This is a genomic window from Bacillus thuringiensis (assembly GCF_001182785.1).
GTDB lineage: Bacteria > Bacillota > Bacilli > Bacillales > Bacillaceae_G > Bacillus_A > Bacillus_A thuringiensis_S.
On record NZ_CP012099.1, the window covers coordinates 4014531 to 4040120 of the forward strand.

Consider the following 25590-nt stretch of genomic DNA (forward strand, 5'->3'; position numbering starts at 1 on the left):
TATAAAACACTTATATAGAATAACTCTCTTTTTCATACAATACAATATATTATACTACAGTTTCATCAGTAAGATTTGCCAAAAAAATTATTCTTTTCTTATTTTATATCCATATACCATATATCAGCAATGTATTTTCGTAAATTCCTAATACATAATCGTTTATTGTAAGATTACTGGGAAAGGTATTTATACATATAGTAGGATGTAGATGAAGAAATAAGATGATAAAAAGCTCGCATAAGCGAGCTTTTTATTAATATACAGATGTATTATTTTCTGACATGTTTTCCAAAATTTCTTTAACACGTCCTAAGAACTTACCACAAATTAAACCATCAAGTACGCGGTGATCAAGTGATAAACATAAGTTAACCATGTCACGAGCACCGAACATACCGTTATCCATAATTACTGGGCGTTTTACAATTGATTCAACTTGTAAAATAGCCGCTTGTGGGTAATTAATAATACCCATAGATTGAACAGAACCGAATGATCCTGTGTTATTAATTGTAAATGTTCCACCTTGCATTTCGTCTGCTTTTAACGATTTCGTGCGTACTTTTCCTGCAAGTTCTGTAATTTCACGAGCGATACCTTTAATTGTTTTCTCGTCCGCTTGCTTAATTACTGGTACAAATAGTTCTTCCTCTGTTGCAACAGCGATAGAAAGGTTAATATCTTTCTTCTGAACAATTTTATCGCCAGCCCACATTGAATTAATTTGAGGATACTCTTTTAACGCTTGTGCCACTGCTTTTACGAAGAAAGCAAAGAACGTTAAGTTAAAGCCTTCACGCTTCTTAAAGTCACCTTTAATTGAGTTACGGTATGACACAAGGTTTGTCACATCTACTTCAATCATCATCCAAGCATGTGGTGCTTCATGTTTACTACGTAACATGTTTGCTGCGATTGCTTTACGCACACCTGTGACTGGAATTTCGATATCTCCAGGCATTGTAGGTACAGAAACTGGTTTCGCAGCTTCTACTTTTTGCGCTACTGGTGCTGCTTTTGGTGCTTGTGGGCGAGCTTCTACTACCGCCGCTACAGCTTCCTCTTTTTTCGCACCTGCTTGCGGAATATTTCCAGATTCCACTAGCTTTAAAATATCTTTACGAGTGATACGGCCATTTGCTCCCGTACCTCCTACTAAATCTAAATCAACGTTATGCTCACCCGCAAGTTTTAACACAGCTGGTGAAAAACGTGGCTTTCCATCAGTTGGTTGTTTTACTTTCGGTGCTTTTTCAGGCGTAATTGCTGCTGCCTTTGGTTCTTCTTTCGTTTTTTCCTCAACAGCTGTTGCTGCTACTTCGTCTGCGCCTTCTACTTGAATCACACAAACTACTTCACCTACAGCTAACGTATCACCTTCACCAGCTATTAACTCTTTCACAATACCAGTGAAAGAAGATGGTACTTCAGCATTTACTTTATCAGTCATTACTTCTGCAAGCGGATCATACTTGTTTACGTGATCGCCAACATTAACGAGCCATTTACTAATTGTGCCCTCTGTAACGCTCTCCCCGAGCTGAGGCATTGTAATATTTTCTACAGCCATGTATAGTCCCCCCGATTAAAATTCCGCAAGTTCACGCATTGCTTTTTCAACTTTATCTGGATTTACCATAAAGAATTTTTCCATTGTTGGTGCATATGGCATTGCTGGAACGTCTGGACCTGCAAGACGTGCGATTGGCGCATCTAGATCAAATAGACAGTTTTCAGCAATAATTGCTGCCACTTCACTCATAATGCTTCCTTCTTTATTGTCTTCTGTTACAAGAAGAACTTTACCTGTTTTAGAAGCCGCTTCAATGATTGCTTCTTTATCTAATGGATATACAGTACGTAAATCAAGAATGTGTGCAGAGATGCCATCTTGTGCTAACTTTTCAGCTGCTTGAAGAGCAAAATGAACACATAATCCGTACGTGATAACTGTAATATCATCACCTTCACGTTTTACATCTGCTTTTCCGATTGGTAATACGTAGTCATCCTCTGGCACTTCACCTTTAATTAAACGATATGCACGTTTATGTTCGAAGAATAATACTGGATCTTCATCACGAATGGCTGCTTTTAATAAGCCTTTTGCATCATATGGTGTAGAAGGGATAACGATTTTTAAACCTGGTTGGTTTGCAAACATCGCTTCTACAGATTGTGAATGATACAATGCACCGTGAACACCCCCACCAAATGGTGCACGGATTGTAACTGGACAAGTCCAATCATTATTAGAACGATAACGAATTTTTGCTGCCTCAGAAACAATTTGGTTTACTGCTGGCATGATGAAATCAGCAAACTGCATTTCAGCGATTGGACGCATACCATACATTGCTGCACCAATTGCTACCCCAGCAATTGCAGATTCTGCAAGCGGTGCATCAAGCGCACGATCTTCACCAAATTGATCATACAAACCGTGTGTCGCTTTAAATACGCCACCTTTTTTACCAACATCTTCTCCTAAAACGAATACTTTTTCATCGCGTTCCATTTCTTCGCGCATTGCTAATGTAATAGCATCAATATAAGACATTACAGCCATGAAACGTTCCCCCCTATTCTGCGTATACGTGCTTCAATGCATCTTCAGGTGCTGCATACGGAGCATTTTCTGCATATTCTGTTGCTTCATTTACGATATGCATAATTTCGTCTAACATTTGTTTTTCCGATTCCTCAGTTAACACACCAGCTTCTTTTAAATAAGCCGCGAATGTTATAATTGAATCTTTTTTCTTTGCTTCTTCTACTTCTTCTTTATCACGATAAACACGATCATCATCGTCACTAGAATGTGCTGTTAAACGATATGATACTGTTTCAATTAAAGTTGGGCCTTCACCACGACGACCGCGATCTGCTGCTTCTTTTACAGCTTTATATACTGCAAGCGGATCGTTTCCGTCTATTGTATATCCAGGCATACCATAACCAATTGCACGATCTGATACGTTTTTACATGCTAATTGTTTTTCAACCGGAATAGAGATTGCATATTTGTTATTTTCACACATAAAAATAACAGGTAGTTTGTGTACACCAGCAAAGTTTGCCCCTTCATGGAAGTCACCTTGGTTTGAAGAACCTTCTCCAAATGTAACGAACGTTACTAAATCTTTCTTCTCCATTTTTCCAGCTAGTGCAATACCAACTGCATGTGGTACTTGCGTTGTTACTGGAGATGAACCTGTAACAATACGATTTTTCTTTTGACCGAAGTGACCAGGCATTTGACGACCACCAGAGTTTGGATCTCCAGCTTTTGCGAAAGCAGACAACATAAGCTCTTTAGCTGTCATACCAAATGCTAGTACAACACCCATATCACGGTAGTATGGTAATGCATAATCTTTCTCTCTATCAAGAGCGAACGCCGCTCCAACTTGTGCAGCCTCTTGTCCTTGACAAGAAATTACGAATGGAATTTTTCCAGCACGGTTTAATAACCACATACGTTCGTCGATTTTACGTGCAAGTAACATCGTACGGAACATTTCTAATACTTGCTCATCACTTAAGCCAAGCTCTTCATGGCGCTTTTCTTTTACTTCTGCCATTTTTCATAACCTCCTAAATCCACATTTTTATGCGTGTAACGCTCTTCCATCTACAGCAAGTGCTGCTTCACCAATCGCCTCAGATAATGATGGATGCGGATGAATTGTATGTGCTACTTCCCAAGGTGTTGCATCAAGTACTCTTGCAAGACCAGCTTCAGAAATCATATCTGTTACATGTGGTCCAATCATATGAACACCAAGAATGTCATTTGTCTCTTCATCAACTACAAGTTTTACGAAACCATCTGATTCTCCGTATACAAGTGCTTTTCCGATTGCGCGGAATGAGAACTTACCTACTTTTAACTTATAGCCTTTTTCTTTCGCTTCTTGTTCTGTTAAACCGACAGAAGCAACTTCTGGACTGCTATATACGCATTTTGATACCATAGAGTAATCAATTGGTGTAACTTCTTTCCCTGCAATATGTTCTACTGCAGCAATCCCTTCATGAGAAGCAACGTGAGCAAGTTGCAAACCACCGATTACATCTCCAATTGCGTAAATATGCGATTCTTTCGTTTGATAAAACTCATTTGTTTGAATGTATCCTTTTTCCACAACGATATCTGTGTTCTCTAAGCCAATATTTTGTGTATTCGCTTGTCTTCCTACAGATACAAGCATTTTTTCAGCTTTAAATTCTTTATTCTCACCGTTATGTTCAGCTTGGATTGTTACTCCATTATCTTTTACCAATGTTTCTGGTAATACTTTTGCACCAGTTACCACTTTAATACCTTTTTTCTTGAATAGACGTTGCATTTCTTTTGAAACGTCCTGATCTTCTAGTGGTAATATCGTTTTCGCATACTCTAATACTGTAACTTCTACACCGAAGTCAGCAAGCATAGATGCCCACTCAATACCGATTACACCGCCACCAACGATAATAATCGAACTAGGAAGCGTTTCCATTTTTAGGGCATGATCTGAAGACATTACGTATTCTCCATCTAATTCTAAACCCGGTAATGAATTTGGACGAGAACCTGTTGCAACAAGTACATTTTTTGGAATTAACATTTCATTCTCTTCTCCACTTGCAAGTTCAACCGAAATTGTCCCTGGCATAGGAGAGAAAATAGACGGGCCAAGAATACGGCCAATACCTTCAAACACATCAATTTTACCTTGTTTCATTAAATGTTGAACGCCTTTATGAAGCTGCGTTACAATCTTCTCTTTACGTTCTTGTACTTTCGCAAAGTTTAGTTCTACATTGCTTGCGATAACTCCGAACTCCTCGCTTTTTTTAGCAGTTGCATATACTTCCGCACTACGTAAAAGAGCTTTACTAGGAATACATCCTTTGTGTAAACAAGTACCACCAAGATTTTCTTTTTCGACTAGTGCTGTTTTTAACCCTAATTGTGATGCACGAATTGCAGCAACATATCCACCAGTACCGCCGCCAACGATGACTAAATCATATTCTTTTGCCATTATCTCAACCCCTAGCTACCGTTTCTTTTTCACGTACAACGTATTCTTTTGGAGCTTCTTCTTCACGTAATACACGAAGTGCTCCTTCTGCTAACGCTTCTAACTCATCTTCGCCTGGATGTACGATAACATCTGCAATCCAGTCCACTCGTTCTTTAATTTCATCGACAAGAATTTTACTGTATGCCAGTCCACCAGTTAATACGATTGCATCGATTTTCCCGTGAAGTACAGCGCTAGCTCCGCCAATCTCTTTTGCAACTTGATATGCCATTGCTTTATAAATAAGAGTTGCTTCAGGATCACCTTTTTCAACCATTTGCTCTACTTTAATCGCATCATTTGTACCGATTAAACTTACAAGTCCACCTTGTCCGACAAGTTTTTTAATCATTTCATCACGGTAATACTCACCAGAGAAACACATTTCTACTAGTTGCCCTACTGGTACTGTACCAGCGCGCTCTGGACTAAATGGTCCTTCTCCGTTTAAACCGTTATTCACATCGATTACTCTTCCTTTTTTATGAGCACCAACTGTAATACCGCCACCCATATGTGTAACTAATAAATTTAAATCCTCGTATTTGTGATTTAACTGTTCAGCTACTTTACGAGCAACTGCTTTTTGATTTAATGCATGGAAGATACTTTTGCGTTCCATACCAGCAATGCCACTTATACGAGCAACCGGCTCCATCTCATCTACAACGACAGGATCTACAATGAATGCAGGAATGTTTAATCCAGAAGCAATTTCATATGCCAAAATGCCTCCAAGGTTTGAAGCGTGATGACCGCTAAAGCCATTTTTTAAATCTTCTAACATCGCATCGTTTACTGTATACGTACCGCCTTCGATTGGACGAAGTAATCCACCACGTCCACAAACAGCGTTTAATTTTGAAATGTTAATACCATGAGAATGTAGAACTTCTAAAATCGTTTCTTTTCGAAACTCATATTGGTCGATAATTCGCTTATATTTTCCAATCTGTTCTACGTCATGACGAATCGTTTCTTCTAGAACGGGTCTTTCATTATCAAAAACACCAATTTTTGTGGATGTACTACCTGGGTTAATAACAAGAATTCGATTTACAGACAATGTTGCTACCTCCACTAATAAATTCAAAAGGAAGTGGAAACCTCATAAGAGGTAACCACACCTTTTGTAAAAGTTATATATGAATGATTAGCGACGGCTAATAATATCGTGACCGTTGCGTAAGTAAGTGCTACGAGAATTTTTCAAGCTTGCAATGCGCTCTTCAGCTAGACGATCTGCCGCTACATAAGTTGCTATGCCATCGCGTTTTGAAATTTCGATTACTTTTGCAATCGTGTCATAAATAGACTCAACACGTTTTAGTGCACGTTCTCTATTGTATCCATATAATTCGTCTGCTACGTTAATTACGCCACCTGCATTAATTACATAATCTGGTGCGTATACAATACCCATTTCATGAATGATGTCACCGTGACGATCTTCTTTTAATTGGTTATTTGCAGAACCTGCGATTACTTTTGCTTTAAGTTGTGGAATAGTTTCATCATTAACTGTTGCGCCTAATGCACATGGTGCGTAAATATCGCATTCAACACCGTAAATTTCATTTGGTTCAACTGCTGATGCACCGAATTCTTCTACAGCACGTTGTACAGCTTCTTTATTAATATCTGTAACGATTAATTTTGCTCCTTCAGCGTGTAAATGTTTGCATAGGTGATATGCTACGTTACCAACGCCTTGAACAGCAATTACTTTTCCTTCTAAATTGTCAGTACCGAAAGCTTCTTTTGCAGCTGCTTTCATACCACGGTAAACACCGTATGCAGTTACTGGAGATGGGTTACCAGAAGAACCGAATGATGGTGAGATACCTGTTACAAAGTCAGTTTCTTCGTGGATAATATCCATATCATCTACTGTTGTACCAACATCTTCAGCTGTAATGTATCGTCCGTTTAGTCCTTGGATATAACGTCCTAGTGCACGGAACATTGCTTCGCTCTTATCTTTACGAGGATCACCGATAATTACTGTTTTCGCACCACCTAAGTTTAAACCAGCTGCTGCGTTTTTGTATGTCATCCCTTTTGCAAGACGCAATGCATCTTCAATCGCCGCTTCTTCAGAATCATATGTCCACATTCTTGTTCCACCAAGAGCCGGTCCAAGTGTTGTATCATGAATTGCAATAATTGCTTTTAAACCAGATTCTTTATCTTGACAAAATACTACTTGCTCATAATCATATTTTTCTAAGTATTCGAAGATTTCTAATGTCATTGTCGTTTCCCCCTAATGTTTTACCCTTTTTGGTTTATTTTGAAGCAGTCGCAACTGCCAATGCTAATGAATATACTTTTGTTTCTGCTGAATCAGCACGAGATGTTAAAACAATCGGTGCTTTTGCGCCAGCAATCATTGCTCCTACTTTTGCATCCGCAAAGTATACGAGTGATTTATATAGCACATTTCCAGCTTCAATCGTTGGGACGAGTAAAATGTCTGCCTTACCTGCTACATCACTTACTATGCCTTTATGCTCTGCTGCAATTTGTGATACTGCATTATCTAAAGCAAGTGGTCCATCAACGATACAATCTTTAATTTGTCCGCGGCGATTCATTTGTGTTAACATCGCTGCATCAATTGTCGCCTGCATCGCTGGATTCACAACTTCTACTGCTGCAATTGGTGCCACTTTTGGCAAGTCGATTCCTATTGCCCGGGCAACTTCTACAGTATTTTGTATAATAGCAGCTTTTTGTGTTACATCAGGTGCGATGTTCATCGCTGCATCTGTAACGAAAATAAGACGATCATAATTTGGAACTTCAAATGCTGCTACATGTGAAAGTACGCTACCTTTACGTAGGCCCCACTCTTTGTTTAACACAGCCTTCAAAATATTCGCTGTTGGGATGTTACCCTTCATAAGCACGTCTGCCTCACCATTTCTCACAGCTTTAACAGAAAGTTCTGCAGCCTCTGCATTAGACATTGCTGCAATCACTTCAACATGTTCTGAAGTTTGTAAACCATGTTCTTGTAGCATCCCCATTATTTTTTCTTGATTTCCATATAGACGAAATTGAGCTAGCTGTAATTTAATTGCTTTCGCTACAGCTTCAATTACTTCATGATCTTCAGCTACTGCTACAGCTACAGTTTTTTTAGGCTGTCCCGCTGCTTGATCAATTAAGTATTCTAACTTCATATTTTGTAATCAACCCTTTCCGTCGTCCCTCGTCTATTTATAAAGCAAATACCGTGCCAACTTTTAAAAGTGGTCTTACCAATAATGAAAACGCATTCAAAATGCAGTAAAATCAATACTTTGGAAAATAACAAAATATTCTGTCTTATTTTGTCGCTTTTTGTATACCATGCAATAAATTGCACGGTACGCAATTTATTGCATGCTATTTTTTGCATGGTCATACTTTTCTAGCTTATAATATAAATTTCGAACGGAAATTCCTAATGCTTTTGCAGTTTGTGTTTTATTCCCATCAAATCTCTCCAAATATTCATGAATAATATTCCCTTCAAACTCTGTTACTAAATGTTCAAGTGGCTTTTCTTCTAATTCAGGTAATAAATGAGATTGCTTTGACTCCACCTGCTCTTCATTATGTAATGGCGGTAAATGTTGTACATCAATATAGATCTCGTTATAATTCATAAAAATAATCGCTCGTCCTAAAATATTTTCAAGTTCTCTCACATTTCCTGGCCATTCGTATGATTGTAAATATAAAATAGCTGAATCAGTGAGCCCTTCTACATTACGACCATAATCTTGATTAATTTTTTGAATCAACCTGTCCGCAATTTTCGGTATATCTCCTTTACGTTGACGAAGAGATGGAATTTGAATTGGAATTTTATTTAATCGATAATATAAATCCTCCCTAAACTTCCCTTCTAGAATAGCCTTTTCTAAATTCACATGTGTCGCTGCAATTACTCGAACATTAATGGGTATCGCTTTCGTTCCACCAACTTTTACAATTTCTTTTTCCTGCAATACACGAAGGAGTTTCGCTTGTGTATTTGCAGATAACTCCCCTATTTCATCTAAAAAAATACTACCGTTATTCGCTTCCTCAAAGAACCCACGTTTCCCGCCTCTTTTCGCTCCAGAAAACGCCCCTTCCTCATAACCAAATAATTCACTTTCTAACAACGTCTCCGAAATGGCCGCACAGTTTACACGGACGAACTTATTATATTTTCGATTACTTCCATTATGGATTGCATGTGCAAACAATTCTTTACCAGTCCCAGATTCACCGCGTAACAGTACTGTTGCTGGTGTATTCGCTCCTAGCTTCGCCTGTTCGATAGCTGCCGTTGTTTCATCTGAATTTCCGACAATATCATCAAATGAATATTTTGCTTCTAATGTGCGAATAATTTGCCTTGCTCTATTCAATTCATTTGTTAACTTTTGAATTTCCGACACGTCACGGATAACACCGACGCTTCCCTTCAATATTCCATCCACAATAACTGGTGCTACGTTTACAATTACATCGCGCTTTTTTTGTCCAATCTTCATATGTATTCCGCGCACTGCACGACGCGTTCGAAGTACTTTCATATGCATACTTTCGCCTTCTACAATATCAGTTGTAGCAGGCTTCCCAATAATATCTTCTTCTGTTAAACCCGTTAATTTCGTATATGCCGGGTTAATGACTAAACCTCTTCCTTTTTCATCCACAACCGAAATCGCTTCTTCAGATGAGTTAATAATTGCCTCTAATAGTGTTTGAATTTCTTTTAAGTCTGTAACTTCTTCCGCTAAATCTACAACTTCTGTTATATCTTTAAAAATTGCAAATGCCCCTTGTACCTCTCCGCCCTCTTTTAATATCGGTATACGCGTTGTAATAATTTTCTTTCCATTCTCTAATGTTAGTTCATAATTTACTTCTATTTGTTTCGTACGTATAATGCGAAGTAATTTACTAGTGGGAATGACTTCTAAAATATATTTTCCTATCGCCTCTTCTTTTTTATATCCGATAATACGCTCTGCACTTTTATTAAAAAGACGAACTTGTCCCTCTCGATCAATTACGATCATGCCGTCATGCGTAGAATTTAAAATTAATTCTCCTTGTTGCGTTTGTTCCTCTAACCGCCCAATTAACCCTTCCTTCTCATGCGCTAATCCTGTAACAATTTTTGCAATATCACCTGGTATAAGAAGAGTGTCTTTTTTCTTTTTTTCCAATAAAACTTTATGTACATCATCTTCACCTGTCATATCAAATATTACATCGACATGCATAGAAAGAAATGGAGTTACACTTTCTCCAATTGCAATCCCATATTCCTTAGCAATTTGTAATCCTTTTGCCACCGGATTTATATCAATAATCCCTATAATTTGAAATATATTCGAACTTTGTAACAGATTCAGCAGTGCGCTCCCGCCTTCACCTGCACCAACAATTAATACTTTTTGTTTCATATATTACACTTCCTCTCGAAGTAGCTCTGCAAATTTTTTCACACCTTTATCTTACTCGTTCAGCAACCTCTTGACAAACCACCTTTCCATATAACATCATTAAAATATACGAAATAATCTGAAAAGGAGCGTTATGTATGCAGCGTTACGTTGCTCTACTATTAGCACTCATCCCTATTTCATTAGCTGTGTTTGGTATAAAGTTAATGAGAGATACTGTATTCGGGATTCTATTTCCACCAATCTCTATACTGTGGTTACAATTTTTAATCGGCGCTCTCTGCTTCGGGCTCGGGTTTTATATCTTTGGTGGCTTCGTCGTACACCGAGATCGCAAACGAAATAAAGTACAAGCTCGCTTCAGAAGATAGGAAGGCCCCACTATTTATAAATAAAAAAATGAGACCGTTACACGCGGTCTCATTTTTTTATCGGCAATAACGTTCTTGCCGTTTCAGGGTAATCAGTAATAATCGCCGATATATTCATATCAAAATATTTACGCATAAGCGTTTCTTCATTAATTGTATAAGGGCGAACCTCTACACCACTTTCCATCGTTAGTTCAGCAATAGCATCTTGAAGATAACGATAATTCGGATGTACTGCTGTAGCTCCCATTTTTTTCGCGTATGCCCACGGACTATGCAAACCTTCGCGATATAAAATAGCTGTTTGAATATCAGGAGCCATCATATGGCACCGTTTCATACTGTAGTGATTAAACGAAGAAAATATAACGCGATCCTCTAAACTAAATTTCCGTACAAGCGTTATTACTTCTTCCTCTAAACCTCTGTATGGAATTTTATTATTTTTAAGTTCAATATTAAGTAGCAAACTCGTTCGTTCAAGCCATTCTAATACCTCTTCTAAAAGTGGTATTTTGCAAAAACCTACTTTATCACTAAATTTATAACTTGCATCTAACTTACATAAATCCTCATATACATAATTCCGAACCGCACCTTTTCCATTTGTTGTCCGGTCCACTGTTTCATCATGAATGACGACAACTTTTCCATCTTTCGTTAATTGAACATCAAGTTCAATTCCATCCGCTCTAGAAGACTCAGCCGCTTCAAACGAAATCATTGTATTTTCTGGGTACGTTCCAGCCGCACCACGATGTGCAAATATAAGAGTCATCCTCACTCCCCCAATCTTATGCTATACTATACGAAAAAGGAGGTACTTCTATGAGACCATTACAAATTTCTCCAGATACTGCAGTCCGCTTATCAAAAGCACTAGGTGTTCCACTTGAACAACTCATGCATATGCCGCAGCACATTTTAATTCAAAAGCTAGTTGAATTAGAAAAACAAAATAAAGACGAAGAATAATACAGTCCTGTTTTGCAGGGCTTTTTATTTCCCTCCATTATACCATGGATACTTTCCCTACTAAAATTCTTCAATAGATGTACTTCGGTGCAATTTAGCCGTTCCTTCATCATTTAATAATGAATCATATCTTTTCTTTTTTGTTACAAGTCATAAAGAAAGTAGACTATTTATTTATAAGTCCCCATTGCATCCTTAAAACACGATAATACAAAACTAGAAAGCCTTTATATTATTTTTTATTGAACGTGCGGAGCATCCCCTGATTCGTATAGTTCTTTCGCCTTTTCCTCCCCGAATGTAGTTAAAATATAATGTTGCTCTTCTAACGCATCCATTGCTCTAGTTGCTTTACAAACGCTATCTTCTTGAGCATCCGAGAAATAATTGTGATCTTCTACAATTTTACTAAAATCTTTTTTCACCCATCTATCAGCAATTGCTAATAGCTCATTTTTCTTCGCAAAGCTACTCTTATTTATGATTTCTTTTAATTTTTTAGCATTATTTTGAACCATTGGGATAGAGCCCGATTTTCGTTCTGCCACCACTTTTTGATGAGTCATGTGATGCATCGCTGTAATGACTTCGCTTTCAGTAGAATTTTCAGTAACATACACATCAACAAAGACTCCATCTACCTCTCTACCTACTATCGTTTGGTCTTCTTTTTTGTCTATTTGAGCACTCACCTCTTTATCAGCTGGATTATCGGCAAGTTCTAACATTCCAAATGTAACTGCTACAGCAAGAACTCCCATAGCTGCTACTATTCCTAACCAAGTTAAAATTTTATTTTTCATTCCCCTTCTCCCTATCTATACCTATTTAATTACCTTATAAAAAACTCACTTATATGTAATATTACTAAAAATAGGTTTTATTTTCCATGGTATGAAATAATCTCTTTTTCTCAACAAAATAAAAAGACCAACGAATCATAAAATTCATTGGTCATTGAGTGAAAAGTTTATTGGTTTTAAAATTGATATTAAGTATAGATTTCAAGAATTTGTCGGCTTAGCTAAAGAGTAAACCCTTACTATCTTTACTCTCAGCTAGCTTTATGTTCAAGTCTCAGTTTATCCGCAACCATTGCGATAAACTCAGAGTTCGTAGGTTTTGCTTTTGACATGGATACTGTATAGCCAAATAAGGATGAAATAGAATCAATATTACCACGGCTCCACGCTACTTCAATCGCGTGACGAATTGCGCGCTCCACACGGCTTGCTGTGGTATTATATTTCTTTGCGATATCTGGATACAATACTTTCGTAATCGATCCTAATAATTCGATATCGTTGTATACCATGGAGATTGCTTCTCGTAAATACATATATCCTTTAATATGAGCGGGTACACCAATTTCATGAATGATACTCGTAATACTCGCATCTAAGTTTTTCGGTTTTCCATCTACTGTTGTTGCTGATCGGAATGATGGTAGTGGACGTTTAATCATAGCGTTTGCTTTACCACTCACTTGACGAATATGACTCGTTAAATTCTCCATATCAAATGGTTTTAATATGAAATATGAGGCACCTAAGTCAACTGCTTTTTTCGTCACATCTTCTTGCCCAAATGCTGTCAACATAATTACGCTAGGCTGTCTTAACCTTTCAATATGTCGCATTTTTTCCAATACAGCTAACCCATCTAAATGTGGCATAATAATGTCTAAAACGAGTACATCAGGTTGCTTATCTGTTAATAAGTTTAAACACTCTTGACCATTATAAGCAATACCGATTACTTCCATATCATCTTGAGCGGCTACATAGCTCTCTAACATTGATACTAGTTCTTTATTATCATCCACAAGACATACTTTAATTTTCTCCACAGCTTTTCCTCCCTTACCGAATCGATTCTCCGACATGTGTATCCTTCTAGGCTACATGAATTGTTCGACAATTGTGTGAAAATTCCCTTTTAAAGTTTCTTACTTTCCGATAAAATCACAAAAAAATATGTTTATCGTTCATTTATTCCCTTTCGCAACACATTCCATCATAGAAATACAACGAAACGTTCAACCCTTTTCTTTTATTTTACAACAAAAAACACCTCTTGCGGAGCTTTTACAAAATTTCAACGAATTTTTCAACAGAAAAAACGAGCTAATATGTATTAGCTCGCTTTTTTCTCTTGATCATAAATATTAATTCCAGCTTGATGTAACATCCATTCAATATGAACACCATATCCTGATGTTGGATCATTTACAAATACATGTGTAACAGCACCAATCACTTTTCCATTTTGTACAATTGGACTTCCACTCATTCCTTGTACGATACCGCCCGTTTTCGCTAATAGGCGCTTATCTGTTACTTTTATGACCATACCCTTTGTGGCTGGAAATTTTTGCTGCACTGTACTAACAACTTCAATATCAAACGCTTCTACTTTATCTTGATCAATAACTGTTAATATTTTTGCCGGCCCTTCTTTTACTTGATGAGATAATGCGATAGGCATTGCTTTATCCATTATACCGTTTTTCATATTTGTATTTAATTTTCCAAAAATACCATATGGACTATTAATTGTAATATTGCCAATCACTTCACGATCAGGTGAGAATCTTGCTAATTTCTCCCCTGGATTCCCATGACTACCTCTTTCAATTGATGTAACTGTCGAGCGCATAATTTGTCCATCTTCGACTTGAATCGGCTTTTTTGTATCATTATCAGAAATAACATGACCAAGCGCCCCGTATTTCATAGAATCCGGATGAACAAATGTCATTGTTCCAATTCCAGCTGCCGAATCACGAATATACAAGCCAATTCGATAAGACGACTCACCGTTGTCTTTTTGTGGCGTTAGTTTCGTGCGAATATATTTTCCATCTCTTAACAATACAAGATTAAGCGGTTCACCTGTTTCTCCACTATTATGAATAAACGGTGCTACATCACTCATTCTTTCAATTGTTTTACCATTAATTTCAGTAATCATATCTCCAATTTGTACACCTGCTGTTTCACCAGGAGATATTTTACCTTTTTCAGTTTGAATTAAATGATGGCCTACAACAAGTACACCTTTTGTATTTAATTTCACACCAATTGATTGTCCACCTGGAATCACCTTAAAATCTTTTAACACTTTCACATTTACTTTTTTCACTGGAAAACCAGCAAGCTGAAATACCATATCAGCTTCACCATTTTGATGAGAATTTACCATAAGTCCTTGTTTTTGTTCATTCGAACTCACTGTAAACACATGACGATTTGTGGATGAAGCTTTGAAAACTGGTAATGATGATATTTCTGATTGTTGTCCCTCAAAAACAACAAGTTGTTTCGGTGATGAAATAAACGTTCGAAGCGGTTTAAAACATCCAATAAAAACTAAAGAAACAAGGAGACAAAGACCTATTATTTTTCGAAATTTTTCTAATTTCAACTTGTTCACTCTCCTCGCTCCTACCCCACATTCAGCCTTTTGGCTTCACTTTTTAATCTCTCCTTGCAGTGCTTTATTTATAACCGGAAGAATTAAGAAATCGTCATTTGAGAAAAAAAGCTATCCATTACTGGATAGCCTCTGCTGTCTGTTTAAAATGATGCGCTTGCGTAAGTAATTCTTTCGCATGCTCTGTCGTTAAATCTGTAATTTCCACACCAGAAATCATTCGAGCTATTTCTGTTACTTTATCCTCCATAGTTAAAACAGTAACTGATGTAATTGTCCGATCATTCGCTACTTGTTTTCGAATAAATAAATGCGAATCCGCCATTGAAGCTACTTGAGGTAAGTGCGTAATACAAAGTACTTGCGAGTTTACTGATACTCGATAAATTTTTTCCGCAATAGCCTGTGCAACCCGGCCACTTACACCCGTATCCACTTCATCAAAAATAACAGATGCAACCCCTTGATGCTTAGAAAAAATGCTTTTTAAAGCTAAAATGATACGAGATAACTCTCCGCCAGAAGCAACCTTTGAAAGTGGTTTTAACGGCTCTCCTGGGTTCGTTGAAATATAAAATTCCACATGATCGTAACCATCCGCCGTAAGTCTTACCGGTGCACCTTCCACAAGGGGCTCTTCTGCATTTCCTTCTCTCTTCATAATTCTCACTTCAAATTTCGTTTTTTCCATATATAATTCTTTTAATTCCTGATGAATTGCATTTGTAAGATGTTCTGCAAGCTCATGACGCATATTACTTAACAACGTTGCTTCTTTCAGAATAACACTTTCTAATTCCTTCAACTGTTTCTTCGTCGTTTCAATATGAACGTCTTTATTTTCAATCGTAAAAATTTCCTGTTCAATTTTATCAGCATACGCTAAAATCTCTTCTACAGTATTTCCATATTTTCTCTTCAGCATACGAATTTCATTCAAACGTGTTTCGATTTCATCTAAACGATTTGGATCATATTCCATCATATCGAGCTTTTCTCTCAGTTGATATGCAACCTCTTCTAACAAGTAATAGCTATTTGCAATTGAATCATGATTCTCTTGATACATTTCATCTAAATGTGTAATACTTTCCATTTGTCCCATTGCGCTTCTTACATTATCTAATCCTTGTCCGTCAGCACTTAACGAACGATATGCATCACCTAATGCTTTATAAATCTTTTCAAAATTAGAAATTTGCAATCGTTCCTCAGTTAATTCATTTTCTTCATCCATCTTTAAATCAGCTTTGCGAATTTCTTCATGCTGAAATTGAATTAAATCTAAGCGATGTGCCATTTGTTGTTCATTTTCACTTAACGATTTTAATTGTTTTTTTAATTTTTCATAGTCAGCGTATACATTTTGATATATGTCTAGTTGTTTAACGATTCGATCCCCATCAAAGTGATCAAGCATAAACAGATGTCGTTCTTCATTCATTAAATCTTGCGTTTCATGCTGTCCATGAATATCAACAAGTGTTTTCCCAATTTCTTTTAATATGCTAAGTGTAACAAGCTTCCCATTTACACGACATACACTCTTCCCGTTCGCAGCAATATCACGCTTCAAAATAATCATGCCATCTTCTATTTCTATATCTAACTCTTCTGCCTTTTCAATACATGGATGCTTCTCATCTTCAACATAAAACAGCCCTTCAATCTCAGCCTTTTCTGTTCCATATCGAACAAACTCTGCTGACCCACGGCCACCTACAAGTAAACTAATTGCATCAATAATAATCGATTTTCCGGCCCCTGTTTCACCGCTTAAAACCGTTAAACCTTTTTGAAAAGAAATATTTAATGCTTCAATAATAGCAAAGTTTCTAATCGATAATTCCGATAACAATGCCCCATTCACCTCGTTATAAAATAATCCCTTACTAAAGGATTTTCTCAGTTCTTCATTCAAATAATCATGCTATATATTTGTATGTATATACTCTTCTAACCCGCTTCATTGTACCAAACATTTGTTTTACGGGTCAATCCATCTATTTTCTAACTTTATGCATACAAAATATTATATTACAATTAGAAAAATCATATTTTTAACCAATAAAAATATCTTGTTCACTTCCCACTTTACGATGGAAAGCAAACAAGATTTTTTGTTACAACATATTTAAGAAACGATCAGAGACAACACCTGTATCGTCAGGTGTACGGCAAATAATTAAGCAAGTATCATCACCACAGATGGTTCCGATGATCTCATCCCACTCTAAATGATCAATAAGTGCTCCAAGTGAATGAGCGTTACCAGGCAATGTTTTTAGCACAAGCATATGTCCTGCCGTGTCTAATTTTACAAATGAATCCACTAGATTTCGTTTTAATTTTTGTAACGGGTTAAATCGTTGATCGGCTGGCAAGCTATATTTATAGCGCCCATCATGTAATGGCACCTTCACTAAGTGCAGTTCTTTAATATCGCGCGATACTGTTGCTTGCGTTACATTAAATCCCTCATTACGTAAAATATCAACTAATTCATCTTGTGTTTCAATTTCTTTGTTTGCAATAATTTCCCTGATTTTAATATGGCGCTGACCTTTATTCATACATTTGCACCTCACACTATCTCTTACCATAGTTTAAACATTGGTATACTTCACTTATTTATGTTAACTTATAATTCGTTTCTTGTACACAATTGTTTTTACAATCATTATACAATTACAACAAAAAGAGGAACAACATATGTTATTCCCCTTTCCCTTTTTGTTTTAGAACGTCATGCGCTTCTGTAACAACTTGCTCTATAGAAATCGGAGAATGATTTTCGCCATTCTCACGTTCACCATGCCATTTCAGATGAATTAAAAATTCAATATTACCATCCCCACCCGTAATTGGTGAGAATGTTAAACCTTCCACATCATAGCCCTCTTTTAAAGCAAAATCGACAATCATTTCCACAACAGCTTCATGTACTTTTCTATCACGAACGATACCTTTTTTCCCAACTTGCTCTCTTCCAGCTTCAAACTGCGGTTTAATTAATGCTGCTACATCTCCGTTAGGCATAAGCATTGTTTTTAAAACCGGCAGTATAAGCTTTAATGATATAAATGAAACATCAATACTTGCAAATTGAGGTAAACCACGTTCTAAGTCTGCTGGTGTCACGTAACGGAAGTTTGTTCGTTCCATTACAACAACACGCTCATCTTGACGTAATTTCCACGCTAGTTGATTGTATCCTACATCTAATGCATAAGATAATTTCGCTCCATTTTGAAGTGCGCAATCTGTAAAGCCACCAGTTGATGAACCAATATCTATCATAACTTTATCTTGTAAATCAAGATGAAATGTCTCTAATGCCTTTTCAAGTTTATAACCACCACGACTTACATACGGCATAACTTGCCCCTTCACCGTAATCTCAGTATCTTGCGAGATTTTCTCTCCTGGCTTATCAAGTCTCATTTCATTTGCATATACGAGTCCGGCCATAACGGCGCGCTTTGCTTTCTCACGCGTTTCTATAAGTCCTCGCTCTACTAATAGTACATCTACTCTTTCTTTTTTTACGCTCATTTGTTACGCCCTTTTTTGTTTTGATGGAATCATTGTATGAATACGGTCTACAACAGCATCTGTCGTTAAACCAATTTCTTCTAATAATTTTGTTACACTTCCGTGCTCTATGAAGCGGTCTGGAATACCCATTCGTTCAACTAATGCACTATGGTAACCATTTTCAGATGCAAATTCAACTACTCCTGTTCCAAAACCACCGATTAAACAAGCTTCTTCAATCGTTAAAATCGGTATATTCTTTCCTAGAAGATCATGTAAATATGCTTCATCCATTGGTTTAATAAAGCGAGCATTCACTACTTTCACTGAAACTCCAGCTTTTTCAAGACGCTCAGCGGCTTCCATTGCCATTGGTATTGTCGTACCAAACGTTAAAATAGCTGCTTGTGTACCCTCTTTTAACGTCTCCCACGTACCGATTGGAATCGCCTTTAATTCTTCATCCATAGGAACGCCAAGTCCATTACCGCGCGCATAACGCAGTGCGATTGGTCCATCTTCATATTGCATTGCCGTATAAACTAAATGTTGCCCTTCATTTTCATCTTTCGGCATCATAAGCACCATATTTGGCAAGTGACGTAAGAATGAGATGTCAAATACACCTTGATGCGTTTCACCATCTGCTCCTACTAATCCCGAGCGATCTATTCCGATGAAAACATTTAAGTTTTGGCGGCATATATCATGAACAACTTGGTCATATGCTCTTTGTAAAAATGTCGAATAAATTGCTAAGAATGGCTTCATTCCTTGCGTTGCCATACCTGCTGCCATTGTTGTAGCATGCTGCTCTGCAATACCTACATCAATCATACGATCTGGGAATTCTTTTTGGAATTTCTCAAGTTTTGATCCAACAGGCATTGCAGGTGTAATTGCTACGATACGCTCATCCGCTCTCGCTAGCTTAAGTACTGTTTCACTAACAACAGCACTCCATGCTGGTGCAACTTCTTTCGGCTTAACGAAGTCACCTGATTCAATTTTATAAGGTCCTGTTCCATGCCAAGTTCCAATAACGTCACTCTCAGCCGGTTTATAACCTTTTCCTTTTTTCGTAATAACGTGAACAAGTACTGGACCTTTTGTTTTCTTTGCATATTGCAACGTTTCGAATAACTTTTCATAATCATGCCCATCGACTGGACCTAAATATGTAAAGCCTAACTCTTCGAAAAAGACACCAGATACTAGTAAATATTTAAGACTATCTTTTATTTTCTCTGCTGTCGCAGCCACTTTCCCACCAACTGCTGGGATTTTCTTTAATATATACTCTAATTCATCTTTTACCCAGTGATATTTTCCTGCTGTACGTAAACGACCGAGTACATTATGAAGCGCACCAACGTTTGGTGCAATCGACATTTCATTATCATTCAAAATAACAATCATGTCTGTTTTTTCATGTCCAATATGGTTCAATGCCTCTAAAGCCATTCCGCCTGTTAAAGCACCATCCCCAATAATTGGTATAACATATTCTTTCGTTTTCTTTAAATCACGTGCCAGAGCCATTCCCATTGCAGCCGATAACGACGTTGAGCTATGACCAGTTTCCCATACATCGTGCTCACTTTCGCAACGTTTCGGAAAACCACATAGACCTTGATATTGCCTTAATGTACCAAACTCTTTCGCGCGTCCAGTTAAAATTTTATGTACATAGGATTGATGTCCTACATCCCATAAAAATTTATCTTGCGGGCTATCAAATAATTTATGCAGAGCAATTGTGAGTTCTACTACACCTAAATTAGGTGCAATATGTCCACCTGTTTGAGAGAGCTCTTCAATTAAAAACTTACGAATATCCTCACTCAATCCCTCTAGTTCACTGATAGACATATCTTTCAAAAAACTAGGGTTTTGAATTTGCGTTAGATCCACATGGATCACTCACTTTCATTTCATAATCTGTCAACATGTCAAATATTATAAAAAACATTTACACAAAACAAGAAATTCTCTTTTCTATTTTTCGTCTTGTCCCGCTATTAACCAGTCTATTGCGCCTTAATCCTATTATAAACCATATTTCTTTAGGCGATGAAAAAAATAGCCGCTAACACGAAGTGATAACGGCAATGTAATCTACATATATTTTTGCCAATAACAAGAAAAGAAAAACCTTTTCCTACATTTATATCATAAAATGATGAATGACTCAACAAATGAAAACGCTGTTATATTAGTTATTACGTTTTGCAATCAAATCGCAAATAGATAGTAAATATTCATCTTGTAATTGCAAGGAGCTAATCGCACCTTTTGCTTCTGCAATTGTTTCTTCTAAAATATCCTTTGCTCTATCTACAGTAAACAACGTCGTATATGTGCTCTTTTCATTAGAAAGATCGCTACCAATCGGTTTTCCAATCTCTTCTTCGGTTCCTTCGACATCTAAAATATCATCTCGAATTTGGAAAGCTAGACCGATATATTTGGCAAACGTAAGCAACCTTTCTTCTTGCTCTTCTGTCGCATCAGAAAGTATCGCACCCGCAAGTACAGCAAATTCAAGCAGTTTTCCGGTCTTATGTTTATGGATGTACTCCAATTCATCAATCGTAAGGCGTTTCCCTTCAGCTTCCATATCTGCCACTTGTCCGCCAACCATTCCTTCTGGTCCTGCTGCTTTTGCAAGTTCAAGTACAAGTCTTACTTTTTTTTCGGCTGAAATTTCTTTTTGTTCATATGCCATAATAACTTGAAAAGCATACGTCAATAAGCCATCTCCTGCTAAAACTGCCATCGCTTCACCAAATACTTTGTGATTTGTGGGCTTTCCTCTTCTTAAATCATCATCATCCATACAAGGTAAATCGTCATGAACTAACGAATATGTATGAATCATTTCAAGAGCACAAGCTGCACCTACTCCAAGATTTCTTTCTTTCCCAAACGCTTGTAATGTTGCAAACAAAAGTAACGGGCGGAGACGTTTTCCACCCGCTTCCAAAGAATATGCCATCGCTTCACGAAGTACATTTGGACATTGTAATTCATTTGCATAGCTTACAAGTTTCTCTTCTACGAAAGTTTTACTTTCCTTCAAAAAAGTATCAAAAGCAATCGTCACTATGCTTCATCTCCTAAAGCAGTAAACGGTTCAAGCTCTCCATCTTCCCCAAGAATAACTGCCATTTGTTCTTGTACATTCTTCAACTTCTCATCACAAAGCTTAGATAATTCCATACCCTCTTTAAAATAAGAAATCGCTTCTTCTAAAGGTACGTCACCTTGTTCTAGCTTAGAAACAAGATGCTCAAGTTGCGAAATTGCCTCTTCAAAGCTTAATTTATTTTCCATTATTCAATTCACGCTCCTCTATGCCTGATACACTACAATCTAGTATTCCATCTTGTAATTGAACTGAAACAGCATCTCCAAGGCTTACATCTTTCACACTTTTTAACACTTGCTTCTCTTCATCATATACAAGCCCGTACCCTCTCATCATTACTTTAAGCGGACTTAACGCTTCAAGTTTTTGAGCAGCTCTTACAAAAGCAAATTCTTTCGTTTGAAGTAACGTTTGCATTTCACGTTGTAATTGCTTTTGCAACGTTTCAACAGCTACCTTCGTTTGCATAATTTTTTGAGATGGGTGGTGCTTCTCTAAATAAAATGAAAGTTGCTTTAACTGATTCACCTTTTTATCAATATAGCGCTCTTTCGCTAAAACAAGCTGTTCTAGCGCTCTATCTAATTGCTCTTCCTTTTGCTCATATACTTGTCTTGGATAACGGAACGCATACGATTTTTGCAACACTTGTAGTTTTTCTTCTTTTTTATGTACTAACTCTTTCATTGCTCTTTGCAATCTCAGAGTTCTTTGTAATACCTTTTCTTGTAACTCTATAATGTTAGGTGCTGCTAGCTCAGCTGCTGCAGTCGGTGTTGGCGCGCGTAAATCTGCAACAAAATCTGCGATTGTAAAATCCGTTTCATGGCCTACTGCCGAAATAATAGGAATTTCACTCTTAAAGATTGCTCTTGCAACCATTTCCTCATTGAAAGCCCATAATTCCTCAATAGAACCTCCACCACGACCAACGATTAGTACATCTATCTCTCCCATTTCATTCGCTGTACGAATCGCTTGTACAATCGAGGGAGCCGCTGACTCCCCTTGTACAAGTACCGGAAATACAATAACATTCCCAATTGGATAACGACGTTTAATCGTTGTTATAATATCACGAATCGCTGCTCCTGTTGGCGACGTAATTACACCTATTGTTTTAGCGTAAGGAGGAATTGTTTTTTTATAAACTTGAGAAAAAAGTCCTTCTTCTTCTAAACGAACTTTTAACTGTTCGTACGCTAAATGTAAATTTCCGACTCCGTCAGGCTGCATGTCTTGAATATAAATTTGATAAGAACCACTCGCCTCGTAAACAGAGATTTTCCCTTTCACGAGTACCTTCATCCCATTTTCAGGTTTGAATTTAATATTACGATTATGACCCGCAAACATAACCGCTGCGATTCTTGCATTTTCATCTTTCAATGTAAAATACATGTGGCCACGGCTATGATTTTTAAAGTTGGAAATTTCACCTTTTAACCAAACAGACTGCAAATGCGGATCATATTCTATTTTTGTTTTTATATAGCGTGTTAACGCTGTAACGGTTAAATATTGCTTCTCCATTTCTCTCTCCTCATAGCCGACTCAAATTATTTACAAACGACACCTTCACGTTTTGCAGATTCAACAGTATTATGAAGAAGCATTGTGATTGTCATTGGACCAACACCCTTTGGCACAGGTGTAATGTAACCCGCAACATCTAACACGTTGTCAAAGTCAACATCACCACAAAGTTTTCCTGTTTCTAAACGGTTAACACCAACGTCAATTACAACCGCTCCTTCTTTAATATAATCCGCTGTTATCATTTTAGGTCGTCCAACAGCTACGATTAAAATATCAGCTAACTTCGATAACTCTTTCATATTTTGCGTCTTAGAATGACAATATGTGACAGTTGCATTTTCATTTAAAAACAATTGCCCCACTGGTTTACCGACAATATTACTTCTTCCAATTACTACTACATGTTTTCCAGAAATATCAAGATTTGTTTCTTTTACTAATTCTACAATACCATGCGGTGTACATGGAAGGAATGTATCTTGTCCCGTCATCATACGTCCCACGCTGATTGGGTGAAATCCGTCTACATCCTTTTCTGGTGAAATTCTTTCAATGATAGCTTTTTCTTCAATATGTTTTGGTAAAGGTAATTGCACTAATATGCCATTAATACGGTCATCGCCATTTAAGCGATCGATTTCAGCAAGCAAACGTTCCTCAGTAATTGTTTCAGGAAGTTCAATTAGCTCTGAGTAAATCCCTACTTGTTCACAGCCTTTTTCTTTTCCTTTCACATAAGAACGAGATGCTGGATCTTCTCCAACTAAAATAACTGCTAATCCTGGTACAATACCTTGCTCTTTCAACTTCACAACTTCTTCTGTTAATTGTGCTCGTTTTTTCTCCGCAACTTCATTTCCTTTGATGATTACTGCTACCATTTTAAGATTCCCCCTTAAAGAATTTACAGTGTATCTTTTATATTAGATAAAACGCCGTTAATAAAACGACGAGATTCCTCATCCCCAAATGTTTTAGCAATTTCAATTGCTTCGTTAATTGTTACGTTGTGTGGAATTTCTTCCATGTATTTCATTTCATACACAGCTACACGTAAAATACTGCGATCAACAATACTAATACGCTCAAGCTTCCACTTTTTTAAGTTTTGACGAATCGCTTCATCAATTGCTTCTTTATTTTCTACAAAACCTACTACAAGTGACTCTAGAAACTCATTTGTTTCTTCGCCTTCATCTAGCGTGTTTTCCACTGCTACTTTCGGTTCTAATTCACCTGTAATATCCATTTGGTATAATGCTTGCATTGCTCTTTCTCTAGCCGTCCTACGTTTCATTGTAACTCTCCTTTATGCTTCAAGTCTTTCCTTATACTTTGTTATATTATTATAATTTATAAGCCGTCAATTCACTTACTCTTACAGTTTTCATTGATTTTCCAACCTTATAATACAATGATAATAACACAATTTATCGTTTCACACACGGGTTACAAGGCTGAAAAATAATAAAAAGATTAACTTCAAGTTCCATATCTTATCACAATGTACGTTTTTTGGAAAAACGACACATCTTCTTGTTTATTTCTTATTTTTTGAAATAGTATAATAATTAGAGGGTTGTAATTTGTGAAGAAATGAAACGATAAAAAAGATGCCTATGTTACTAGGCACCTTTTCATTCTTACACTGGTTCGATTTCTGTTTTTTGTGTTTCGAATGTTACGCCAACGATGTGAACATTCACTTCTTTTGGCTCAAGTCCTGTCATTGTAAAGAGTGCTTGGCGAATATTGTCTTGAATCTTTTGTGCAACAACTGGAATTGCTACACCAAAATACATTACAACATAAAGGTCAACGATAATATCTTCGTTTGCTAATTCAACCTTTACACCTTTACCGTGATTTTTCTTACCTAACTTCTCAACAACATCTGTAGCAAAATTACCGCGCATTGCCGCTACACCTTCTACTTCAGCAGCTGCAATACCTGCAATTACTTCAATTACTTCTGGTGCAATTTCTACTTTACCAAGAGTTGTATCTTGACCCATATCTAACATATGTTCAGCCATGAAAAAAACCTC

24 protein-coding genes are annotated in these 25590 nt (G+C 37.0%); 2 read left to right on the forward strand and 22 right to left on the reverse strand.

What is annotated here, in order from left to right; all coding sequences use genetic code 11:
* Positions 1 to 256: 256 nt before the first annotated feature.
* The 8 genes from AC241_RS20605 to AC241_RS20645 form a co-directional block, all read right to left on the reverse strand.
* Positions 257 to 1573 (reverse strand): dihydrolipoamide acetyltransferase family protein, encoded by a 1317-nt coding sequence (locus AC241_RS20605; RefSeq protein ID WP_050844503.1) that lies wholly within the window; start codon positions 1571 to 1573, stop codon positions 257 to 259.
* A 15-nt stretch (positions 1574 to 1588) separates the two neighbouring features.
* Positions 1589 to 2572 (reverse strand): 3-methyl-2-oxobutanoate dehydrogenase subunit beta, encoded by a 984-nt coding sequence (gene bfmBAB, locus AC241_RS20610; RefSeq protein ID WP_000290071.1) that lies wholly within the window; start codon positions 2570 to 2572, stop codon positions 1589 to 1591.
* Positions 2573 to 2585: 13 nt separating this feature from the next.
* Positions 2586 to 3587 carry a 3-methyl-2-oxobutanoate dehydrogenase subunit alpha gene (gene bfmBAA, locus AC241_RS20615; RefSeq protein ID WP_000852551.1) on the reverse strand — a complete coding sequence of 334 codons (1002 nt, stop codon included), beginning with the start codon at positions 3585 to 3587 and terminating at the stop codon, positions 2586 to 2588.
* Between the two features lie 27 nt (positions 3588 to 3614).
* Positions 3615 to 5036, reverse strand: a complete 1422-nt coding sequence (lpdA, locus tag AC241_RS20620; protein ID WP_001051295.1) for a dihydrolipoyl dehydrogenase — start codon at positions 5034 to 5036, stop codon at positions 3615 to 3617.
* Positions 5037 to 5040: 4 nt separating this feature from the next.
* Entirely contained in the window at positions 5041 to 6144 is a 1104-nt protein-coding gene (gene buk, locus AC241_RS20625) for a butyrate kinase (protein ID WP_000115781.1), read from the reverse strand.
* An 87-nt stretch (positions 6145 to 6231) separates the two neighbouring features.
* A complete protein-coding gene (locus AC241_RS20630) occupies positions 6232 to 7332 on the reverse strand; it encodes a leucine dehydrogenase (RefSeq protein ID WP_000171355.1) in 1101 nt (366 codons plus the stop codon).
* A gap of 34 nt (positions 7333 to 7366) precedes the next feature.
* On the reverse strand, positions 7367 to 8266 hold the full coding sequence (yqiS, locus tag AC241_RS20635; protein ID WP_000764675.1) for a phosphate butyryltransferase: 900 nt from the start codon (positions 8264 to 8266) through the stop codon (positions 7367 to 7369).
* A 195-nt stretch (positions 8267 to 8461) separates the two neighbouring features.
* Entirely contained in the window at positions 8462 to 10534 is a 2073-nt protein-coding gene (locus AC241_RS20645; RefSeq protein ID WP_050844504.1) for a sigma-54 interaction domain-containing protein, read from the reverse strand.
* 137 nt (positions 10535 to 10671) lie between these two features.
* Here AC241_RS20645 and AC241_RS20650 point away from each other — a divergent pair, with 137 nt between their 5' ends.
* Positions 10672 to 10905, forward strand: coding sequence for a DUF2627 domain-containing protein (locus tag AC241_RS20650; protein WP_001190212.1), 234 nt, complete (start codon positions 10672 to 10674; stop codon positions 10903 to 10905).
* 49 nt (positions 10906 to 10954) lie between these two features.
* On the opposite strand, the gene AC241_RS20655 is transcribed toward AC241_RS20650, so the two are convergent.
* Complete coding sequence (locus AC241_RS20655) at positions 10955 to 11683, reverse strand: glycerophosphodiester phosphodiesterase (protein ID WP_050844505.1); 729 nt, start codon at positions 11681 to 11683, stop codon at positions 10955 to 10957.
* 50 nt (positions 11684 to 11733) lie between these two features.
* Here AC241_RS20655 and AC241_RS20660 point away from each other — a divergent pair, with 50 nt between their 5' ends.
* Entirely contained in the window at positions 11734 to 11880 is a 147-nt protein-coding gene (locus AC241_RS20660) for a YycC family protein (protein ID WP_001247671.1), read from the forward strand.
* 239 nt (positions 11881 to 12119) lie between these two features.
* Here AC241_RS20660 and AC241_RS20665 read toward each other — a convergent pair whose 3' ends face one another.
* From AC241_RS20665 to AC241_RS20730, 13 genes are all read right to left on the reverse strand, one after another.
* The gene (locus tag AC241_RS20665) at positions 12120 to 12683 is read right to left on the reverse strand and encodes a PRK06770 family protein (protein ID WP_016080328.1); all 564 of its coding nucleotides are present in this window, start codon (positions 12681 to 12683) and stop codon (positions 12120 to 12122) included.
* Positions 12684 to 12934: 251 nt separating this feature from the next.
* Positions 12935 to 13729, reverse strand: coding sequence for a sporulation transcription factor Spo0A (spo0A, locus tag AC241_RS20670; RefSeq protein ID WP_042969082.1), 795 nt, complete (start codon positions 13727 to 13729; stop codon positions 12935 to 12937).
* A 287-nt stretch (positions 13730 to 14016) separates the two neighbouring features.
* A complete protein-coding gene (spoIVB, locus tag AC241_RS20680) occupies positions 14017 to 15315 on the reverse strand; it encodes a SpoIVB peptidase (RefSeq protein WP_002000940.1) in 1299 nt (432 codons plus the stop codon).
* 118 nt (positions 15316 to 15433) lie between these two features.
* Positions 15434 to 17173: a DNA repair protein RecN gene (gene recN / locus AC241_RS20685; RefSeq protein ID WP_029443279.1), complete on the reverse strand. Its 1740-nt coding sequence runs from the start codon at positions 17171 to 17173 to the stop codon at positions 15434 to 15436.
* Between the two features lie 265 nt (positions 17174 to 17438).
* On the reverse strand, positions 17439 to 17888 hold the full coding sequence (gene argR / locus AC241_RS20690) for an arginine repressor ArgR (RefSeq protein WP_001032580.1): 450 nt from the start codon (positions 17886 to 17888) through the stop codon (positions 17439 to 17441).
* 142 nt (positions 17889 to 18030) lie between these two features.
* Positions 18031 to 18870, reverse strand: a complete 840-nt coding sequence (locus tag AC241_RS20695) for a TlyA family RNA methyltransferase (RefSeq protein ID WP_016080325.1) — start codon at positions 18868 to 18870, stop codon at positions 18031 to 18033.
* 3 nt (positions 18871 to 18873) lie between these two features.
* Positions 18874 to 20766 carry a 1-deoxy-D-xylulose-5-phosphate synthase gene (gene dxs / locus AC241_RS20700; protein WP_016080324.1) on the reverse strand — a complete coding sequence of 631 codons (1893 nt, stop codon included), beginning with the start codon at positions 20764 to 20766 and terminating at the stop codon, positions 18874 to 18876.
* Positions 20767 to 21067: 301 nt separating this feature from the next.
* Entirely contained in the window at positions 21068 to 21958 is an 891-nt protein-coding gene (gene ispA / locus AC241_RS20705) for a (2E,6E)-farnesyl diphosphate synthase (protein WP_029443280.1), read from the reverse strand.
* The gene (xseB, locus tag AC241_RS20710) at positions 21958 to 22188 is read right to left on the reverse strand and encodes an exodeoxyribonuclease VII small subunit (protein WP_000428423.1); all 231 of its coding nucleotides are present in this window, start codon (positions 22186 to 22188) and stop codon (positions 21958 to 21960) included. Before xseB ends, ispA begins: the two co-directional genes overlap by 1 nt.
* Complete coding sequence (gene xseA, locus AC241_RS20715; protein ID WP_016080322.1) at positions 22178 to 23536, reverse strand: exodeoxyribonuclease VII large subunit; 1359 nt, start codon at positions 23534 to 23536, stop codon at positions 22178 to 22180. Before xseA ends, xseB begins: the two co-directional genes overlap by 11 nt.
* Positions 23537 to 23562: 26 nt before the next feature.
* Positions 23563 to 24423 (reverse strand): bifunctional methylenetetrahydrofolate dehydrogenase/methenyltetrahydrofolate cyclohydrolase FolD, encoded by an 861-nt coding sequence (gene folD / locus AC241_RS20720; protein WP_029443281.1) that lies wholly within the window; start codon positions 24421 to 24423, stop codon positions 23563 to 23565.
* A gap of 23 nt (positions 24424 to 24446) precedes the next feature.
* Entirely contained in the window at positions 24447 to 24839 is a 393-nt protein-coding gene (gene nusB / locus AC241_RS20725) for a N utilization substance protein NusB (RefSeq protein ID WP_000830247.1), read from the reverse strand.
* 346 nt (positions 24840 to 25185) lie between these two features.
* A complete protein-coding gene (locus tag AC241_RS20730; RefSeq protein ID WP_000807630.1) occupies positions 25186 to 25578 on the reverse strand; it encodes an Asp23/Gls24 family envelope stress response protein in 393 nt (130 codons plus the stop codon).
* Positions 25579 to 25590: the final 12 nt, after the last annotated feature.

Bases quoted from the DNA above. Each gene is read 5' to 3' on its own strand.
- argR (WP_001032580.1), bottom strand. From the start codon at position 17,888: ATGAATAAAGGTCAGCGCCATATTAAAATCAGGGAAATTATTGCAAAC.
- AC241_RS20665 (WP_016080328.1), bottom strand. From the start codon at position 12,683: ATGAAAAATAAAATTTTAACTTGGTTAGGAATAGTAGCAGCTATGGGA.
- bfmBAB (WP_000290071.1), bottom strand. From the start codon at position 2,572: ATGGCTGTAATGTCTTATATTGATGCTATTACATTAGCAATGCGCGAA.
- xseB (WP_000428423.1), bottom strand. From the start codon at position 22,188: ATGGAAAATAAATTAAGCTTTGAAGAGGCAATTTCGCAACTTGAGCAT.
- AC241_RS20650 (WP_001190212.1), top strand. From the start codon at position 10,672: ATGCAGCGTTACGTTGCTCTACTATTAGCACTCATCCCTATTTCATTA.
- AC241_RS20695 (WP_016080325.1), bottom strand. From the start codon at position 18,870: ATGAGCGTAAAAAAAGAAAGAGTAGATGTACTATTAGTAGAGCGAGGA.
- AC241_RS20630 (WP_000171355.1), bottom strand. From the start codon at position 7,332: ATGACATTAGAAATCTTCGAATACTTAGAAAAATATGATTATGAGCAA.
- AC241_RS20660 (WP_001247671.1), top strand. From the start codon at position 11,734: ATGAGACCATTACAAATTTCTCCAGATACTGCAGTCCGCTTATCAAAA.
- AC241_RS20645 (WP_050844504.1), bottom strand. From the start codon at position 10,534: ATGAAACAAAAAGTATTAATTGTTGGTGCAGGTGAAGGCGGGAGCGCA.
- folD (WP_029443281.1), bottom strand. From the start codon at position 24,423: ATGGTAGCAGTAATCATCAAAGGAAATGAAGTTGCGGAGAAAAAACGA.
- AC241_RS20655 (WP_050844505.1), bottom strand. From the start codon at position 11,683: ATGACTCTTATATTTGCACATCGTGGTGCGGCTGGAACGTACCCAGAA.
- AC241_RS20605 (WP_050844503.1), bottom strand. From the start codon at position 1,573: ATGGCTGTAGAAAATATTACAATGCCTCAGCTCGGGGAGAGCGTTACA.
- lpdA (WP_001051295.1), bottom strand. From the start codon at position 5,036: ATGGCAAAAGAATATGATTTAGTCATCGTTGGCGGCGGTACTGGTGGA.
- bfmBAA (WP_000852551.1), bottom strand. From the start codon at position 3,587: ATGGCAGAAGTAAAAGAAAAGCGCCATGAAGAGCTTGGCTTAAGTGAT.
- xseA (WP_016080322.1), bottom strand. From the start codon at position 23,536: ATGGAGAAGCAATATTTAACCGTTACAGCGTTAACACGCTATATAAAA.
- AC241_RS20730 (WP_000807630.1), bottom strand. From the start codon at position 25,578: ATGGCTGAACATATGTTAGATATGGGTCAAGATACAACTCTTGGTAAA.
- nusB (WP_000830247.1), bottom strand. From the start codon at position 24,839: ATGAAACGTAGGACGGCTAGAGAAAGAGCAATGCAAGCATTATACCAA.
- yqiS (WP_000764675.1), bottom strand. From the start codon at position 8,266: ATGAAGTTAGAATACTTAATTGATCAAGCAGCGGGACAGCCTAAAAAA.